Annotated in this window: 17 protein-coding genes; 8 read left to right on the top strand and 9 right to left on the bottom strand. The window is 73.4% G+C overall.

The window, feature by feature from the left end; genetic code table 11:
- The first annotated feature begins 79 nt into the window (after window positions 1-79).
- Window positions 80-925, top strand: a complete 846-nt coding sequence (locus AC4H2H_RS16425; protein WP_494371896.1) for an aldo/keto reductase — start codon at window positions 80-82, stop codon at window positions 923-925.
- A 28-nt stretch (window positions 926-953) separates the two neighbouring features.
- Here AC4H2H_RS16425 and AC4H2H_RS16420 read toward each other — a convergent pair whose 3' ends face one another.
- Window positions 954-1,412: a ScoMcrA-related endonuclease gene (locus AC4H2H_RS16420; RefSeq protein WP_494371895.1), complete on the bottom strand. Its 459-nt coding sequence runs from the start codon at window positions 1,410-1,412 to the stop codon at window positions 954-956.
- A 162-nt stretch (window positions 1,413-1,574) separates the two neighbouring features.
- Between AC4H2H_RS16420 and AC4H2H_RS16415 the strand changes: the two genes are divergently transcribed.
- The 4 genes from AC4H2H_RS16415 (at window position 1,575) to AC4H2H_RS16400 (ending at window position 5,446) form a co-directional block, all read left to right on the top strand.
- A complete protein-coding gene (locus AC4H2H_RS16415) occupies window positions 1,575-2,864 on the top strand; it encodes an MFS transporter (RefSeq protein ID WP_494371894.1) in 1,290 nt (429 codons plus the stop codon).
- A gap of 99 nt (window positions 2,865-2,963) precedes the next feature.
- Window positions 2,964-3,557 carry a carboxymuconolactone decarboxylase family protein gene (locus AC4H2H_RS16410; RefSeq protein WP_494371893.1) on the top strand — a complete coding sequence of 198 codons (594 nt, stop codon included), beginning with the start codon at window positions 2,964-2,966 and terminating at the stop codon, window positions 3,555-3,557.
- Window positions 3,554-4,468: an RNA polymerase sigma-70 factor gene (locus AC4H2H_RS16405; RefSeq protein ID WP_494371892.1), complete on the top strand. Its 915-nt coding sequence runs from the start codon at window positions 3,554-3,556 to the stop codon at window positions 4,466-4,468. Before AC4H2H_RS16410 ends, AC4H2H_RS16405 begins: the two co-directional genes overlap by 4 nt.
- 135 nt (window positions 4,469-4,603) lie before the next feature.
- The gene (locus AC4H2H_RS16400) at window positions 4,604-5,446 is read left to right on the top strand and encodes a siderophore-interacting protein (protein ID WP_494371891.1); all 843 of its coding nucleotides are present in this window, start codon (window positions 4,604-4,606) and stop codon (window positions 5,444-5,446) included.
- 62 nt (window positions 5,447-5,508) lie between these two features.
- Here the strand turns inward: AC4H2H_RS16400 and AC4H2H_RS16395 are convergent, their stop codons facing one another.
- Complete coding sequence (locus AC4H2H_RS16395; RefSeq protein ID WP_494371890.1) at window positions 5,509-6,618, bottom strand: fatty acid desaturase family protein; 1,110 nt, start codon at window positions 6,616-6,618, stop codon at window positions 5,509-5,511.
- A 153-nt stretch (window positions 6,619-6,771) separates the two neighbouring features.
- Window positions 6,772-7,725 carry a helix-turn-helix domain-containing protein gene (locus tag AC4H2H_RS16390; RefSeq protein ID WP_494371889.1) on the bottom strand — a complete coding sequence of 318 codons (954 nt, stop codon included), beginning with the start codon at window positions 7,723-7,725 and terminating at the stop codon, window positions 6,772-6,774.
- Window positions 7,726-7,815: 90 nt separating this feature from the next.
- Here AC4H2H_RS16390 and AC4H2H_RS16385 point away from each other — a divergent pair, with 90 nt between their 5' ends.
- Window positions 7,816-8,214, top strand: coding sequence for a hypothetical protein (locus tag AC4H2H_RS16385; RefSeq protein WP_494371888.1), 399 nt, complete (start codon window positions 7,816-7,818; stop codon window positions 8,212-8,214).
- Window positions 8,215-8,321: 107 nt separating this feature from the next.
- Here AC4H2H_RS16385 and mqo read toward each other — a convergent pair whose 3' ends face one another.
- The 4 genes from mqo to AC4H2H_RS16365 all read right to left on the bottom strand — a co-directional run bounded on the left by mqo (window position 8,322) and on the right by AC4H2H_RS16365 (window position 12,919).
- Window positions 8,322-9,842, bottom strand: coding sequence for a malate dehydrogenase (quinone) (gene mqo / locus AC4H2H_RS16380; protein WP_494371887.1), 1,521 nt, complete (start codon window positions 9,840-9,842; stop codon window positions 8,322-8,324).
- A 952-nt stretch (window positions 9,843-10,794) separates the two neighbouring features.
- The gene (locus AC4H2H_RS16375; protein WP_494371886.1) at window positions 10,795-11,682 is read right to left on the bottom strand and encodes a maleylpyruvate isomerase family mycothiol-dependent enzyme; all 888 of its coding nucleotides are present in this window, start codon (window positions 11,680-11,682) and stop codon (window positions 10,795-10,797) included.
- Window positions 11,679-12,347 carry a pyridoxine/pyridoxamine 5'-phosphate oxidase gene (locus AC4H2H_RS16370; protein WP_494371885.1) on the bottom strand — a complete coding sequence of 223 codons (669 nt, stop codon included), beginning with the start codon at window positions 12,345-12,347 and terminating at the stop codon, window positions 11,679-11,681. Before AC4H2H_RS16370 ends, AC4H2H_RS16375 begins: the two co-directional genes overlap by 4 nt.
- Complete coding sequence (locus AC4H2H_RS16365) at window positions 12,344-12,919, bottom strand: TetR/AcrR family transcriptional regulator (RefSeq protein ID WP_494371884.1); 576 nt, start codon at window positions 12,917-12,919, stop codon at window positions 12,344-12,346. The genes AC4H2H_RS16370 and AC4H2H_RS16365 overlap by 4 nt, the downstream gene beginning before the upstream one ends.
- 119 nt (window positions 12,920-13,038) lie before the next feature.
- Here AC4H2H_RS16365 and AC4H2H_RS16360 point away from each other — a divergent pair, with 119 nt between their 5' ends.
- Window positions 13,039-14,469, top strand: coding sequence for an MFS transporter (locus AC4H2H_RS16360; RefSeq protein ID WP_494371883.1), 1,431 nt, complete (start codon window positions 13,039-13,041; stop codon window positions 14,467-14,469).
- Window positions 14,470-14,508: 39 nt separating this feature from the next.
- Here AC4H2H_RS16360 and AC4H2H_RS16355 read toward each other — a convergent pair whose 3' ends face one another.
- Window positions 14,509-15,684 (bottom strand): aminopeptidase P family protein, encoded by a 1,176-nt coding sequence (locus AC4H2H_RS16355; RefSeq protein WP_494371882.1) that lies wholly within the window; start codon window positions 15,682-15,684, stop codon window positions 14,509-14,511.
- A 134-nt stretch (window positions 15,685-15,818) separates the two neighbouring features.
- Between AC4H2H_RS16355 and AC4H2H_RS16350 the strand changes: the two genes are divergently transcribed.
- Entirely contained in the window at window positions 15,819-16,199 is a 381-nt protein-coding gene (locus AC4H2H_RS16350; RefSeq protein ID WP_494371881.1) for a cupin domain-containing protein, read from the top strand.
- A gap of 82 nt (window positions 16,200-16,281) precedes the next feature.
- On the opposite strand, the gene AC4H2H_RS16345 is transcribed toward AC4H2H_RS16350, so the two are convergent.
- Entirely contained in the window at window positions 16,282-17,217 is a 936-nt protein-coding gene (locus tag AC4H2H_RS16345; protein WP_494371880.1) for an NADP-dependent oxidoreductase, read from the bottom strand.
- Between the last annotated feature and the right edge of the window lie 89 nt (window positions 17,218-17,306).

Below are 17,306 nucleotides of genomic sequence, written 5' to 3'. Positions count from 1 at the left end.
TGTCCAACCCGCGTGGTCGGCTCCGCCGGCCCAGCACCACGGTTGTCGGACTCGTGGGTCGCGAGTCTAGGGTGGACGCATGACCTCTCCCAGCGTTCCCCCGGTGACCCTGAACTCCGGGTACACCATCCCCCAGCTCGGCTTCGGCGTCTTCCTCGTGCCCCCGGACGAGGCCGAGAAGGCCGTCACCGAGGCGCTCGAGGTCGGCTACCGCCACATCGACACCGCGGCGATCTACCGCAACGAGGAGGGCGTCGGCGCGGCGATCGCGAAGAGCGGCCTCGCGCGCGACGAGCTGTTCGTCACCACGAAGCTCTGGAACGACCGCCAGTCCGGCGAGCAGCCGCACGACGCGATCCGGGAGAGCCTGGACAAGCTCGGCCTCGAGCACGTCGACCTCTACCTCACCCACTGGCCGGCACCCGCGCAGGACACCTACTCGCACGCGTGGTCGAAGCTCGTCGAGATCCGTGACGCGGGCCTGGCGCGCTCGATCGGCGTCTCGAACCACCTTCCCGAGCACCTCGACCGGATCGTCGCCGACACCGGGGTCGTCCCCGCCGTCGACCAGATCGAGCTGCACCCCGCCTACCAGCAGCGTGACGTGCTCGCGTGGGCCGAGGCGAACGGCACGAAGATCGAGGCCTGGGGCCCGCTCGGGCAGGGCAAGTACCCGCTGTTCGAGAACCCTGCCGTCGCCGCGGCCGCCGCCGCGCACGGCGTGACGCCCGCGCAGGTCGTCATCCGGTGGCACGTCCAGCGAGGGTTCATCGTCTTCCCGAAGTCCTCGCGCAAGGAGCGCATGGCGGAGAACTTCGACGTCTTCGGCTTCGAGCTCACGGGCGACGAGGTCGCGGCGATCGACGCGCTCGACACGGGGGACGGCTCGGGCCGCGTGAGCGCGCACCCGTCCGAGGTCAACTGACGCCCCTCGGCGTCCGAGCGAACCTGTGTCAGCCGCACTCGTCGCAGACGCCGGTGGCGGGGAGCACGGTGAAGCACGTGGGGCAGATCGCCGGGGGCTTCTCGGGCTCGGAGGAGCGCGAGGTGGCCGTGCGCCGGGGAGCGCCGGAAGCCGACGACGACGTGGCGCGGGCGGAGGTACGACGGGCCGGAGCGGTGGGCGGGGTGGGCGCAGCGCCCGGCACGTCGAAGCCACGACGACGCAGGAGGTCGGCGACGCCGACGGGGCTGCTGCGGAACTCCTCGGCCGTCGCGACGCGCCCGGTGGCGTAGCGGTGCGCGACGCCGAGGACCGCCTGGGCGTCGTACACCCGGTCGTCGTGGACCAGCGGGAAGCCGGCCGTCGCGGTGAAGCCGTAGACCCCGAGGAACGCGTCCCGGCCGCGGTCGTCCCAGTCCGCGATCGCCTGGAGGATGTGCTGCCGGGTCACTGCCGAGAAGGTCGCCACGGAACGAGCCTAGACCGCCCCGCGGTGCCGTCCCGACGGGCTGCGCGTGACCTCGACCACCCGTGCCCGGGTATCGCGTCAGGGCGGGCGTCGCGGTGCTGCGCGGACGTTAGCCTGGACGACGGCGAGCGGAGGAACCCTGCAGACAGGACGTGAGCGCACGTGTCGGACCTGAGCGAGGACCGGCTCGCCGACGCGCCCCTCTTCCCGCTGCGCAGCGTCGTCCTCGGTGCGTTCGTCCCCACCCTCGTCCTCGAGATCGGCGTGGGGGCGATGCTCCCCGTCGTCGCGGTCACCGCGACGGGTCGAGGCGCGAGCCTCACGGTCGCCGGGCTCGTCGTCGCTCTCCTGCCGATCGGCAAGATCCTCTTCGACCTCCCGGCGGGCGCGCTCGCCCAGCGGCTCGGCGACCGTACGGCCATGCTGCTCGCCGGTGGCGTCGCCGCCGCCGCGTTCGCGACGATCGCGCTCACGCCGAGCCTGTGGGGTCTGGCCGCCGGCGTCCTGGCGCTCGGGGCGTCGACCGCCGTCTTCAACCTCGCGCGGCAGGCCTACCTCACGGAGATCACCCCGCCGCTGCGGCGGGCGCGGGTGCTGTCGACGCTCGCCGGGGTGCACCGCATCGGCCTGTTCCTCGGTCCGTTCGCCGGCGCGGCCGTGATCGTCGCCACGGACGTCCGGGGTGCGTACTGGTTGGGGGTCGGGGCGGCGGCGACCGCGGTGGCGGTCCTCGCCGTCGTGCGACCCGAGCCCGACCTGACGCCGCACGACGGCTCGCGGAGCACGCGCGGCTCGCTGCGCGGGCCGCGCGTGAGCATCGTGAGCGTCGCCCGGGAGAGCCGCCACCTGTTCGCGACGCTCGGCGTCGCAATCCTGCTCGTGAGCGCCGTGCGTGGTGCGCGCCAGACGGTCATCCCGCTCTGGGGCGAGCACCTCGGCCTCGACGCGGAGGTCACGTCCCTCGTCTTCGGTGTCTCCGGCGCGCTCGACATGCTGCTCTTCTACCCGGCGGGCAAGGTCATGGACCGGTTCGGCCGGCTGTGGGTCGCCGTGCCGTCGATGCTCACGATGGCCGTCGCGCTCGCCCTGATGCCGCTGGCCCACACGGTGGCGGCGGTCACGGTCGTCGCGGCGCTGCTCGGTGTGGGCAACGGGATGGGGTCGGGCATCGTCATGACGCTCGGCGCCGACGTCGCCCCGCCCGACGCGCGGCCGACCTTCCTCAGCGTCTGGCGGCTCTTCCAGGACTCGGGCGACGCGCTCGGCCCGCTCGTCCTGTCGGCGGGCGCGGCGCTCGGATCGCTCGCGGCGGGGGTGTGGGCGACGGCGGCCCTGGGCGCCGGCTCGGCCGCGGCGCTCGCGCGCTGGGTGCCGCGGTACTCGCCGCTCGCGAACCTGGTGCGGCGGGGCCCCGGGCAAAAGGTCGTGCGCGGGTCGTCCGACGCGCCGTGAGTGACGGAGGTCACCGCGCGCGATGTCACGCGACAGGCTCGGCACGCGTCTTCATGCTCGACCGGCGCACGCCCGCGCCGGCGACGGAAGGAGAACGTCGTGGCCCGCATCTCGCTCGACCCGCCCCGCACCCTGCTCAACCGTGCCCTCGCAGCCTTGTCCCGCCGTCGGTACGGCGCCGTGCTCGAGCCGCTCGCCGCCGTCGGGCACAACCCGCGGGTGGCGACGACGTACTGCGTCCTGGAGGCGGGCGTCGCCCGCTGGCGCAGCCTCGACCCGGCTCTCACGGCGCTCGCGGTCATGGCGTCGGCGGTGCAGATCGGCTGCTCGTGGTGCGTCGACTTCGGCTACTGGGAGTCCGAGCACGACGACGTCGACCCGCGCAAGCTCCACGACGTGCCCGCGTGGCGCGACAGCGACGCGTACACGGCCGTCGAGCGGCGCGTGCTCGAGTACGCCGAGGCGGTCACGGCGACCCCGCCCACCGTGACCGACGAGCTCGCCGCGGCGCTCGTCGACGACCTGGGCGAGGCCGCGTTCGTCGAGCTCACCGCCCTGGTCGCGCTGGAGAACCTGCGGAGCCGGATCAACGCGGCACTGGGCCTGTCGAGCCAGGGCTTCAGCGACCGCTGCGAGATCCCCCTTGCGGGCACCCTGCGCGCGGCGGGGACGGCTGGCAGGGTGGAGGGGTGACCGAGGACGACACCGCAGCGCGGGAGGTGGCGCGCGACGGGCCGCCCGTGGGGCCGCTCGAGCCGTTCGCGCAGGACCGCCGGCTGCTGTTCACGGTCGCGTACGAGATGACAGGCTCGGCCGCGGACGCCGAGGACGTGGTCCAGGAGGCGTGGCTGCGCTGGTCGTCGGCGGACCGGTCCGACGTCCTGGACCCGCGCGCCTACCTCGTGCGCGTCACGACCCGCCTCGCCCTCGACCGCCTGCGCGTGCTCCGGTCGCGGCGCGAGACGTACGTCGGCTCGTGGCTGCCGGACCCGCTCCTCACGACGCCCGACGCCGCGCTGCAGGTCGAGCGTACGGAGGACGTGTCGATGGCGCTGCTCGTCGTGCTCGAGACGCTCAGCCCGCTCGAGCGCGCGGTCTTCGTACTGCGCGAGGTGTTCGACGTCCCCTACGGGGAGGTCGCCCAAGCGCTCGACCGCACGCCCGATGCCGTTCGGCAGCTCGCGCACCGCGCGCGCGAGCACGTGCGGGCGCGCCGCCCGCGGTTCACCCCGCCCGACGACGCACAACGGGCCGCGGTCGAGCGGTTCATGGTCGCGTGCGCCACGGGAGACACGGCCGCGCTCGTCGAGGTCCTCGCGCCGGCCGTCGTCGTGGTGAGCGACGGTGGCGGCAAGGCGCGCGCGGCGCTGCGGCCCGTCGCGGGCGCGGACAAGGTGGCGCGGATGCTCGTGGGTCTCTCCGCGAAGCCGGAGACGACCGCGATGGACTTCGAGCCGGCGCTCGTCAACGGCGCCCTGGGCGGCGTGTGGTCCGTCGCCGGGGAGCCTGCCATGGCGGCGACCGTCGAGAACGACGGCGAGCGCGTCGTCCGTGTCCTGCTGTTCCGGAACCCGGAGCGGCTGGCCGGGCTCAGACGATCGTGAGGACGCCCAGCACCCCGACCGCCCGGGGAGCGTGAGCGAGACACGACGAGAGGTTAGCCTAGCCTTCGACCTCCGCGCCCGCGGTAGTGTCGTCCCGCCCGGCCTTGGCGCCGGGCCGCCCGCGAGGAGCCGATGGTGGCCACGTTCAAGACGGTCAAGCCGACCGATGCCCACGTCGTCACGCTCGAGGTCGTGGGGTCGAAGCGCGTGAGCCCGAACGTCGTGCGCGTGACGCTCGGCGGCGAGGGCATGGACCAGTTCACGCCGATGGGCTTCGACCAGTGGTTCCGGCTCTTCCTCGCGCGCGACGACCAGGACGCCCTGAGCCTGCCGACCCGCACCTCGGGCCTCTGGTACGTCCAGTACCTCGCGACGCCCAAGGCTCGGCGACCGTGGGTGCGCAGCTACACCGTGCGCGCCACGCGGCCCGACCTGCGCGAGCTCGACGTCGACTTCGTCGTGCACGGGGACGGGGAGGGCCCGGCGTCGTCGTTCGCCCTGTCCGCGCAGCCCGGCGACCGCGTGGGCCTGCTCGACCAGGGCGTGGGCTACAACCCGCGGGTCCCGCACGACTGGACGCTCGTCGTCGCGGACGAGACGGGCCTGCCCGCCGTCGCGGGCATCTGCGAGTCCCTGCCCGACGACGCGCGCGGCCTCGCCGTCGTCGAGGTCCCGGAGACGGCCGACATCCAGGACTTCCGGGTGCCTGCGGGCGTCGAGCTGCGCTGGATCGCACGCGACGGCCACGCGGCTACGCGGGCGGACGCGGGCGAGGGTCACGGCGGCGTGCCCGGCCGCCTCGCGCTGGAGGCCGTACGGTCCGCCGAGCTCCCCGCCGGGCCGGTCTACGCCTACGCGGTGGGGGAGTCCTCGCTCGCGACGGGCGTGCGCCGGCACCTCGTCAACGACCGTGGTGTGCCGAAGACGCACGTGGACTTCGTCGGGTACTGGCGCCACGGGCAGGCCGCCTCGGCCTGAGCCGACGACCCTCGGGTGACCTGCCGCACGGCGTCGGGCGGCAGGTCACCTGTCGCAGGTCCTCAGACCTTGCGCAGCTGGTTGAACATCGGGCAGTCGAAGGGGTCGCGCGCGGACAGGCCCACGCGGTTGAGGTAGCGCACCACGATCCCGTAGGACTCCACGAGGCTCGTCTCCGTGTACGGCAGACCGAGGTTCGCGCAGTGCTCGCGCACGATCTCGCGCGCCCGCACGAGGTGCGGCCGGGGCATGTTCGGGAAGAGGTGGTGCTCGATCTGGAAGTTGAGCCCGCCCATGAGGATGTTCATCCACCAGCCGCCGCGGATGTTTCGCGACGTGAGGACCTGCTTCGACAGGAAGTCGATCTTGGCGTCCTCGGGGATGATCGCCATGCCCTTGTGGTTGGGCGCGAACGACGCGCCCATGTACACGCCGAAGACGGCGAGCTGCACACCGAGGAAGGCGAACGCCATGCCGAGCGGCAGGAACCAGAAGATGGCGGCGACGTAGAGCGACAGGCGCAGCGTGAGGATCACGAGCTCGTTGACCCGGGCCCGGACGTTGCCGCGCGACCGGCCACCCGCGAGGAGCGAGCGGTATGCCTGGACGTGCAGGTTGAGGCCCTCGAGCGTGAGCAGGGGGAAGAACAGCCACCCCTGGTACCGGTTGATCAAGGAGCGGAAGCCCTTGGCGGCGGCCGCGTCCTCGTCGACGAAGACGACGACGTCCGGGTTGATGTCCGGGTCCTTGCCGCGCTGGTTGGGGTTCGCGTGGTGGCGCGTGTGCTTGTTCATCCACCACGAGTGGCTGATCCCCACGACGCCGTTCGCCAGGACGCGCCCGAGGCGGTCGTTCGCCGGGCCGGACGTGAACACCTGCCGGTGGGACGCCTCGTGCGCGACGAACGCGAACTGCGTGAAGATGAGGCCGAGCGCGCCGGCGATGAGGAGCTGGAACCAGGAGTCACCGAGGAGCACGAAGCCCGCGACGGCCCCGCCGAGCGCCAGCGTGAGCACCGCGAGCATCCACAGGTAGTAGGCGTGGGTGCGGTGCAGCAGCCCGGCGTCACGGACCGTGCGTGACAGGGCGCTGAAGGTGCTCGTGACGGCCTTGCCGTCGTCGGTGCGGGGGCGGGTCGCCCGGAAGCCCGGGCGTACGGTGGCTGAGGTCATGGACGTCCTCGCTGAGGTCGGTGTCGACTTCCCAGCCGCGGAGTTGAGCGGGTGCTCGTGGTGCAGATCACCCCACCCTACGGGACCGTAGGTTGCACGCGCGAGATCTGCAGGTGAAGAAGCGGTGCGGGAGCCGTACGGCCCGTGCGGTGCTCAGGCGGCGAAGCGGAACGTCTGGCGGTATTCCGTGGGTGTGATGCCGACGGCGCGCCGGAAGTGGTGCCGCAGGAGCGCGGCCGACCCGAGCCCGCAGCGGCGCGCGACCTCCTCGAGGTCGAGGCGCGTCTCCTCGAGCAGCGTCTGCGCGTGCGCGACGCGCTGCGACGTGAGCCAGGCGAGCGGCGTCGTGCCGGTCTGCGCGACGAAGGTGCGCGCGAACGTGCGCTCGGACGTGTGCGCGCGTCGGGCGAGGTCACGGACCGTCAGCGGCTCGTCGAGGTGCTCGGTCATCCATCCGAGCAGCTCGGCGAACGAGTCCTCCTCGCACTCGGGCACCGGGCGCTCGATGAACTGGCGCTGCCCGCCGTCGCGCTGCGGCGGCACGATCATGCGGCGCGCGATGGTGTTCGCGATCTTGGCGCCGAGCTCGCGCCGCACGAGGTGCAGGCACGCGTCGATCCCCGCCGCGGTGCCGGCGCTCGTGATGAGGTTGCCGTCGTCGACGAACAGCACGTCCGGATCGATGTCGAGGCTCGGGTGCCGGCGCCGCAGCTCGTCGGCGTGCATCCAGTGGGTCGTGACGCGCCGTCCCTCGATCACGCCCGCGGCCGCCAGCACGAACACGCCCGAGCACACGCTGAGCAGCAGAGCGCCCCGCTCGGCTGCCCTGCGGACGGCGTCGAGCACCTCGGGCGGGTAGTGCGACCCGATCCGGATGGCGGGCACCACGACGAGGTCGACGTCGTCGGTCGCGTCCAGGCCGTGATCCGGGACGACCTGCGCCCCGACCGAGGTGCGCACGGGCTGCCCGGCCTCCGGGCCGCACACGCGGAAGTCGAAGCGCGGGACGCCGTCCTCGCTCCGGTCGAGGCCGAACACCTCGCACACGACGCCGAACTCGAACGGGGCCAGGCCGTCGGACACGACGGCCGCGACGGAGCGCAACATGCTGCGCAGGCTACGCCTGTGGCGGGATCTTGTCGAGAGGTGTCAGTCCTGCCACTCGTCCGCCGGTGCGCACGGCGCGAGGGTGGGGTCATGGACATCTTCTGGGGTGTGGTGGCTCTTCTCCTCGTCGTCGGCTCGACCGTGGCGGCGCTCGCGGTACGGCGCGAGGACCCGGCGCGGCCCTGGTTCCCCGCCGGGTCGGACGGCGCATGGCCGGGCGCAGACGCGTGGCGCGGCCGGGCGGAGCGGACCGCTCGCGGGGACCGCGACGCGCAGCGGCTCGACGTCGACCTGCGGGGAGCGGCCGCGCGCCCCGACGCACGACCGCCGTCGGTCGACCCGCACGAGGTCGCGGCCGAGCTCGTGCTGCGGCGCGTCGTGGCGAACCCGGTGGTGCGCGACGGGGTCCGGGGTGTTTCTCCGGCCTGCGCCCGGCCGTCGTCGGGCACACCGTCGACCTCGTCGCGGCGCGCGTCGCTCGCGCGCTGACAGCCCGGAGGGCAGGCCGCAGCCCGGTCGGTCTTCGGTAGATACCGGACGCGCGACGGCCCGAACCTCGGGGAGGTCCGGGCCGTCGTCGGGGGAGAGGCGTCAGATCAGGCGCGCGAGCCGATCGCGTCGACGTCCGCGCCACCGGTGAGCTGGTCGAGGCCCTCGAGCTCCTCGGCCTCCCACGGCGCCTGGCCGAGGCTGGGGATCATCGTCGCGAGCTCCGGCCGCCACTTGGTGAAGCGGTTCGGGAAGCAGCGCTCGAGCAGGTCGATCATCGCGGGGACGGCGGTCGACGCACCCGGTGAGGCACCGAGCAGACCGGCGATCGAGCCGTCGGCGGCGGCGATGACCTCGGTGCCGAACTCGAGGACGCCCTTGCCGTCGGCGTCCTTCTTGATCACCTGGACGCGCTGGCCCGCGGTGATGGTCTCCCAGTCCTTCGGGTGGGCCGTCGGCATGAACGCCTGGAGAGCGGTGAACTTGGTCTCCGGGCTGGCGACGACCTGACCCACGAGGTACTGCGTGAGGTCCATGTTCTTCAGGCCCGCCCCGACCATCGAGCCGAGGTTGTGCAGGCGCAGGGAGGTGAGCAGCCCGAGGTACTTGCCCTTCTTGAGGAACTTGGGGCTGAACCCGGCGTACGGGCCGAACATGAGGTACGTCTTGCCCTCGACGACGCGCGTGTCCAGGTGCGGCACCGACATGGGCGGCGAGCCGACGTCGGCCTTGCCGTACACCTTGGCCTGGTGCTGCGCGACGAGCTCGGGGCTGTCGGTGCGCAGGAACTCGCCGCTGATGGGGAAGCCGCCGTAGCCCTTGGCCTCGGGGATGCCTGCCGCCTGGAGCAGCGGCAGGGCGCCGCCGCCCGCGCCGACGAACACGAACCGGGCCTCGACCGTCGAGCGGCGCTTCGGGGCGTTCCACGAGCGGTCCTTGACCGTCAGACGCCAGCGGCCGTCCTTCGTCTTCTTGAGGTTCTTCACCTCGTGCTCGAGGTAGAGCTGCGTGCCGCTCGCGACGAGGTGGTCGACGAGCTGCTCGGTGAGGGCGCCGAAGTCGACGTCCGTCCCGCTCGTCGCGCGCGTCGCCGCGACCGGCTCGTCACCCTCGCGCTCCGCGACGAGGAGCGGTGCCCACCCGGCGATCACGGCCGGGTCGTCGCTGAACTCGAGCTCGCTGAACAGCGGGTGCTGCCGCAGCGTCTCGAACCGGCGGCGCAGGTAGTCGACGTTCTCCGCGCCGCGCACGAACGTCATGTGCGGCGTGCGGGAGATGAAGCTCGCGGGCTGCGGCAGCGCGCCCGTCGTGAGCAGGTGGTGCCAGAACTCGCGCGACACCTCGAACTGCTCGTTGATCTTCACCGCCTTGGTGATGTCGATCGAGCCGTCCGCCTTCTCCGGCGTGTAGTTCAGCTCGCACAGGGCGGCATGACCGGTCCCGGCGTTGTTCCACGGGTTCGACGACTCCTGCGCCACGGCGTCCAGACGCTCGTAGATGCGCACGGTCCACGTGGGCTCCAGGACCTTGAGAAGAGCCCCCAGGGTGGCACTCATGATGCCACCGCCGATGAGGGCTACGTCGATCTGGTCTGCGCTGCTTGCGGGGTTGCTCGCTCGACTCGACACCCTGCGATTCTACGCTTGTGAAAGAGTGCACTAAGTGTGCGGTGCATCACGCGCGTGCGTCACACTCCCGCACGACGAACGTCCCGGAGGCCCCGATCGGACAACCCATCGGCCGCTCCGGTGCCGAGGTAGAGCCCTGGTCCGCCGAGGTAGAACCGTGGTCGGCCGAGGTAGAACCGTGGTCATGACTGACGGCGCGTGGCGGGGTTGGGTGGTCGGGGTGGGTGGGGGCGCCGCGTCTACCATCCGCCGCTCGTTCCTCGCGGCTCCCGCCAGGCCCGACCACGACGCGGCGCCCCCACCCGCCCCGCCCGGCGTCGTCTCGCCCTGGTCGGTCCACACCCCGGCGACCGCCCGGGCGCCGGGCTGGGTTGGTCGGGCGGCTCGCCCCGGCGGACTGCCTACCGGGTGCTGGGCCGGGCGGGTCGGTCGGCTCGCTCCCACGCGGGGCACCGGGTTCGGTGTTGTCGAGAAGTGAGAATCGGCCCCGGAATCGCGCGATTCCGGAGCCGATTCTCACTTCTCGGCCTCGCGAAAGGGGACGACGTCTGCTCAACGCCCGGCCCACCGCCGTCGTCGGCCGACCATGGTTCTACCTCGGCCGACCAGAGTTCTACCTCGGGCGACCAGGGTTCTACCTCGGTGGACCGGGGCTCTACCTCCGCGGGGACTCGCGGCCCAGCGTCGGCCCAGGGTGAGGTGATGGCTGAGCGGGTGGGGCGGCGTCGGATGCGAAGGGCGTCAAGGCCGCGCTCCTGAAACCCACGCCCGACGGACCAGGGTGACGGCGCGGACAGCCCGAGCACCGACGCCGCCCCGCACGCGGACCCGACCACAGCACGCCCAACTCGGCCAGAGCATCGACGCCGCCCCGCCCGCGGACTCGACCACAGCACGCCCAACGCGCCCGAGCACCGACGCCGCCCCGCGCGGCCGGCCGGGCGCCGCGTTGCTACCTCGGCGGGGAGTAGGGGGAGGGCCAGGGGCCGATCTCGGGCAGGGGTGCCGGCTCGTCTCCGCGTCGGACAAACGGCTCGACGCCGGGCGTGCGGCCGGCGAGCCAGGCGGCGACGTCGATGAGTCGCCCACGGACGACAGTGGTGGGCTGGTCGCTGATGTTGCGGTGTGGGGCCTGGGCCTGGGCCTCGGTCTGCCGGTCTGCGTCGGGATCGATGACGCTGCGGAGCCCGGCCGGCCCGACGGCGAGGGCGACTCCGGTCACCTCGCCCGGCGCCGCGTCGTCCAGGAGCTCGACCACGACGTCGTCGGACAGGCGGACCCCGAGGAAGTCGAGGAGGTGGAAGCCGAGCGCGTGCGGCCAGGTGCCGAGGCCGATGCCCGCGTCGAGGTCGACCGCGTGGATGCGGACCTCGCGCCACCAGGCGACGAGCGCGTCGGCGACGGTCCCGTCGCGGTACTTCACGGGCGCCTTCCACCCTGGCGATGCGGCCTCGGGCCAGGCGGCGTCGAGCCGGGCGGCGAGCGACTCGAGCGCGGCGAGGTGCTCGTCGACCGTGCGACGGGCACCCTCCTGGATGCCGGCCTCGCGGCCGGCCGCTCCGCCGTCGTACACCTCGACGAGCTCGCCACGGGCGGCGTGCTCCGCCTGGCGGGCCATCGCCTCGCCGATCGCGGTGACGTGCGCGAGCACGTGGCTGCGCGACCAGCCGGGCAGGTCCGACGGCCCGGCGAGCGCACGCGCCGTCGAGGACGCGACGCCAGGAACGGCGTCCCCGACGGAGAGGCCGCGCGTCGCGGTGGTCACGGCGGCGAGGGCGGCGCGCGCGTCCCGGCGCACCTCCTCGACGTCCGGAACGGCGACGGGGTGGGTGTCGGTCATGGCCACAAGAGCTCCTTGGTCCAGGCGGGAGGTGCGTCGGTCGACGCGGTGTAGTGCAGGCGGGTCTGTCCGTCGCCGGACGACGCCCAGAACTCGACGGCCGTCGGCTCGAGCGCGTACGCGGTCCACGCGTCGAGGACGAGGCCGGGCTCGGCGCGGACCCGGGCGAGCGCGGCGTCCCAGCCGGCGCGGTACTCGGTATGCGAGGAGAGCGGGGCGCTCTGCGGGCCGGCGAGCGCGGTGGCGCGCGAGAAGTCGGAGCGGGCGAGGAAGTCGGTGGCGGACGCGTCCGGCCCGAGGGGGACGACGGGCCCGCGCACCCGGACCTGTCGACCGTGCTCGCGCCAGAAGAACGTCAGCGCCGCGTTCGGGTTCTGCGCGAGCGCGACGCCTTTCGGCGAGTCGGCGCGCGTCGCGAACTGCCAGCCGTCGCCGCCCACGTCCTTGAGGATCAGCGTCCGGGCGTCGACCCGGCCGCTCGCGTCGGCGGTCGACAGCGTCGCCGCGTGCGGCGCTCGCAGCCCGGCGTCGATCGCGTTCTCGAGCCAGTCGACGAACAGCACGACCGGGTCGTCCGGCGCCGTGTCGACGTCGAGGCCGGGCAGGTCGGTGCCGAAGACCGGCAGGGCGCGCAGGCGGTCGCGCAGGGACGGGTTCTCAGTCATGCGTCCTCCTCAGGGGCGGTCTCGCCGGGGTCGAGCAGCGCGACGAACCCACGCGCCGCAGCGGCCATCGCGTCGGGGTCGTCGAGGGCGCGCGCGAGGACGTACCCGCCCTGCACGACGGCGACGGCGGCGTGCGCGCGGTCGCGCGCGACGTCGTCGGGCAGGCCGTCCGCGACGAGGACGGCGGTCGCGAGGTCGACGAGACCGCGGAAGTAGTCCCGTACCTCCGCGGTGAGCGTCGCGTCGTCCATGACGGCCTGGTCGCTCACGAGGCGGCCGACCTTGCACCCGGCCAGCGCGGGGCGCGGCCGCTCCAGGTAGCGCACCAGGCGCTCGACGGCGGTCCCGCCGGCGTCGAGGTCGCGGTGCGCGGCGTCGAGCGCGCCGGTCGTCGTGGCGTGCACGGCGGCCACGGCGAGGTCGTGCTTGGTGGGAAAGTGGTGGTAGAGGCTGCCCTGGCCCACGCCGCTCGCGGTGAGGACCTGGCGCGGGCTCGTCGCGCCGACGCCCTGGGCCCAGAAGAGCTCCTGCGCGGCGGCGACGAGACGCTCGCGGGCGTCGGTCGTCGTCATGGTCGCCACCATACCTACCTCTAGGTATGGTGGCTAGTCGCGGCTGCGTGCGCCGGCCGTCACACACCCGGCGGGCGCTCGGTCGGTACGGCAGGAGAGTCACGTCGTACGGTGGGTCGGTGACGGTGCAGCAGCGGGTGCTGGTGGTGGCGGTCCTCGCGTCGTTCGTGTCGTTCCTCGACGGCTCGGTGGTCAACGTCGCGCTGCCCGCGATCTCGGACGAGCTCACGACCGGCCCGGTCACGGGCCTGGCGCTCCAACAGTGGGTCGTCGACGCCTACATGATCACGCTCGGTGCGTTCATCCTCCTGGCCGGTTCGCTGTCCGACGTGCACGGCCGCCGTCGGATCATGGCGATCGGCCTCGTGGGCTTCGCCGTGACGTCCGTCGCGTGCGCGGTCGCCCCGGACGGCCTGGTCCTCGTCGTGGCACGCGCCCTGCAGGGCGTGGCGGGCGCCCTGCTCGTGCCGAGCTCGCTCGCCATGATCATCTCCACCTTCGACGGCGAGCGGCAGTCGCGCGCCATCGGGTCCTGGACCGCCTGGACGAGCACGGCATCGCTCGCCGGGCCGCTGCTCGGCGGCATCCTCATCGACGCGATCTCGTGGCGGTGGGTCTTCTGGATCAACGTGCTGCCCGTCGCCGTCACGCTGTGGCTGCTGCGCGGCGTGCCGCGCTCTGCTGCGGAGGAGGTGGGCGCGGTCGCCACGCGCCGGATCGACGTCGTCGGAGCGACCCTCGCCGCCGTCGGGCTCGCCGGCACCGTGTTCGCGCTCATCGAGCAGGGGCGGTTCGGGTGGTCGAGCCCGCTCGTCTGGGGGCCGTGCGTCGTCGGGGTGGCATGCCTGGTCGCGTTCGTCTGGTGGGAGCGGCGCGCCCCCGACCCCATGCTCCCGCCCCGCCTGTTCACCGTGCGGAACTTCGCGTGGGGAAACCTCGCGACCGCGGCGATCTACGGCGCGCTGTACTTCGGCGGGTTCGTCGTGACGCTGTTCCTCCAGCAGGTCGGCGGGTACAGCGCCACGGCCGCGGGGCTCGCGCAGCTCCCCGTGACGCTCGTCCTTCTCGTGCTGTCCACGCGGTTCGGGGCGCTCGCGGGCCGCTACGGGCCGCGGCTGTTCATGACGCTGGGCCCGATCGTGGGTGGGGCGGGCTACCTGCTCCTGCTCACCACCACCGAGGACGCCGTCTACGTCACCCAGGTCCTTCCCGGCCTCGTGCTCTTCGGGCTCGGCCTCGCGATGACCGTCGCGCCGCTCACGTCCGCCATCCTCGGGTCCATCCCGGCCGCGGACGCCGGCATCGGCTCCGCGGTGAACAACGCGGTGTCGCGCGTCGCGGGGCTCGTCGTCATCGCCCTCGCGGGCGTGATCGTGGGCGGCGTGCTCGACCTCGACGGGTTCCACCGCTCGCTCCTCGTCGCCGCTGCCCTGCTGGTTCTCGGCGGTGTCCTCAGCTGGGTCGGGATCCGCAACGAGAGCGTGCGGGCGTCTGACGGGGCAGGCGTCGAGGACGCCCCGGACCGTCCGGGGGCCGAGCCGAGCCGGTGAGCAGGGCCCGACCGGCGGGTCGACCGACGGCGAGGTCGGTCAGCGGACCGTCTGCAGGTCGTGCGTCGACGTGTTGAAGCGACGTGCACCGTCGGGCGCGTCGGGCGGGAACGCGACGACGATGTCCTCGATCCGCACACCGAACCGTCCGGGCAGGTAGATCCCCGGCTCGACGGAGAAGCACATGCCCGGCTCGATCGGACGGTCCTCGCCCTCGACCATGTAGGGCGGCTCGTGCGTCGTCGTGCCGATGCCGTGACCCGTGCGGTGGACGAACTGCTCGCCGTACCCGGCCTCGGCGATGACCGCGCGCGCGGCCCGGTCGACGTCCTGGCACGTCGCTCCCGGGCGGACGGCGTCCACCCCCGCCTGCTGGGCACGGCGCACGACGTCGTACACCTCCCGCTGCTGGGCTGCGAGCGCCTCGTGGGTCCCACCATCGACCATCACGGTGCGGCTCGTGTCCGACCCGTACCCGTCGCGCAGGCCGCCGAAGTCCAGCACGACGAGGTCGCCCGGCTCGATCACCCGGTCCCCGGCGTCGTGGTGGGGGTCGGCCCCGTTCGGTCCGGCGCACACGAGCGTGAAGTCGACCTGCTCGTGCCCGTGCTCGCGCAGGAACCGGTCGAGGTCGGCCGCGACGTCCTTCTCCCGCCGCCCGGCGAACCTGACTTGGAGGACCTGCTCGAAGGCCGCGTCGGCCGCCGCTCCTGCCGCGGCGAGGCGCTCGACCTCCGCCGCCTCCTTGACGGCGCGCAGGGTCGGGACCGACTCGGTGAACGCCGTGAACCGCACGTCCGGGAGAGCGCGCTGGAGGCCGAGGACGTGGAGCGCCCACGTGGCGTCGGAGACGGCGTAGGCACCCGTCCGGTCGAGGAGCCGCGCCGCGGCGTCGTGCTCGTCGTCGCCGTCTCGCCACGTGACGACGTCCAGCCCGTCCGCGCCGGGCGCGCTCGTGAGGTCGCCGCGCTCCAGGAGCGGCACGACGACGGTCGCACGGGTCGGCGTGCCCGGCTCACCCGCCGGGAGGTGCAGCAGCGTGAGCCGCTCGGTCACCGGCGGGGCGTACCCGGTGAAGTACGCGAGGTCCGGCCCGGGGGAGACGAGGAGCCCCGCCAGGCCCGCGTCGCGCGCGTGCTCGGCCGCGCGCTCGCGGCGGGCGGCGTAGACCTCGGGGCCGAACGCGGCCCCCGTGCGTGCGTCGGTGCTCGTCATGCGGCCAGCCTGGCACCGCTCGCCGTCGAGATCGACCTGAGCGTCGCGAGATCGGCCTACTGAAGGTCGATCTCGAACGTCCGGGTCGATCTCGCGGGTGCCGCGGCTCCGCCGCCGCGTGGCAGGGTGAGCACATGACCGACGTGCGCAACCTCTTCGCAGTCCTCGACGCGTTCGACGGGCACTGGCAGCCCCACCGCGTGACGAGCCTCAACGACTACGACGTCAAGGTCGTCAAGGTGCTCGGCGAGTTCGTGTGGCACACCCACCCGGACACCGACGAGCTGTTCCTCGTGCTGTCGGGCGAGCTGACGATCGGCCTGCGCGAGGACGGCGTCGAGCGTGAGGTCGTGCTCGGGCCGAACGACGTGTTCGTCGTCCCGAGGGGCGTCGAGCACCGCCCCCGCGCCGACGTCGAGACGGCCGCCGTGCTCGTCGAGCCGCAGGGCACCGTGAACACGGGTGACGCCGGGGGCGACATGACGTCGCCGCTTCGCGAGCTCCCGGCAGCCTGAGCCCGGTCGTGGGATCGACCCGAGCGTCCGAGATCGACCCTCGGTGGGTCGATCTCGGCACGCAGGGGTCGATCTCGCGGGATCAGACGCGGACGACGACCTTGCCGCGCACGTGGCCGGACTGGCTCGCGCGGTGCGCGTCGGCGGCGTCCGCGAGGTCGAACACCTCCGCCACTTCCGGCCGGAGCAGCCCCTCGTCGCCGAGTCGCGCGAGCTCCGTGAGGTCCGCCGGGTCCGGGCGGACCCAGACGTAGTGTCCGCCGAGCTCGTCGCGCGCCCGCGCGTCCGTGATCGAGGCGACCGTGCCGCCGTCGCGCAGGACCTGGGGCACGGAGTCCAGGGCATCGCCGCCGACGTAGTCGAGGACGACGTCGACGCCGTCGGGTGCGAGCGCGCGCACCCGCTCGGCGAGGCCGTCGCCGTACGTCACGGGCTCCGCGCCGAGCGAGCGCAGGAAGTCGTGGTTGCGCTCGGACGCCGTACCGATCACGCGCGCGCCGAGCGCTCGGGCGATCTGGACCGCGAACGACCCGACACCACCGGCCGCGGCGTGCACGACAACGGTCTGGCCCTCCGCCAACCCCGTGCGACGGATGGTCTGGAACGCCGTGAGGCCCGCGAGCGGGACCGCCGCAGCCTCCTCGAACGACCATGCCGCCGGCTTGCGCGCGAGTGTGCGGACAGGTGCCGCGACGAGCTCGGCGAACGTGCCGCCTGCGACGGACCCGCCGACGACGTCCTTGCGGACGTAGCCGTACACCTCGTCGCCCACCTGGAGCTCCGGGGTGTCGAGGCCGACCCGCTCGACGACGCCTGCGACGTCCCACCCCGGGACCACCGGGAACACGGCGTCCATGACCTGGTCCAGGTAGCCCTCGCGAACCTTCCAGTCGACCGGGTTCACGCTCGCGGCGCGCACGCGCACGAGCACGGAGTCGGGCCCGACCTTGGGCGTGGGGAGCTCGGAGAGCTCGAGGACCTCGGGTCCGCCGAAGCGGGAGTACGTGATGGCTCGCATACGGGCGGCAACCCTGCGCGCTGCGTTCCGATTCCCGGGCGGCCCGCCGAAGGAGAATCGTGGTCGGTCGAGGTAGAACCGTGGTTCCT

This window comes from Cellulosimicrobium sp. BMG9.22 (assembly GCF_059159975.1).
This window is presented reverse-complemented; position numbering and strand designations above follow the sequence as displayed.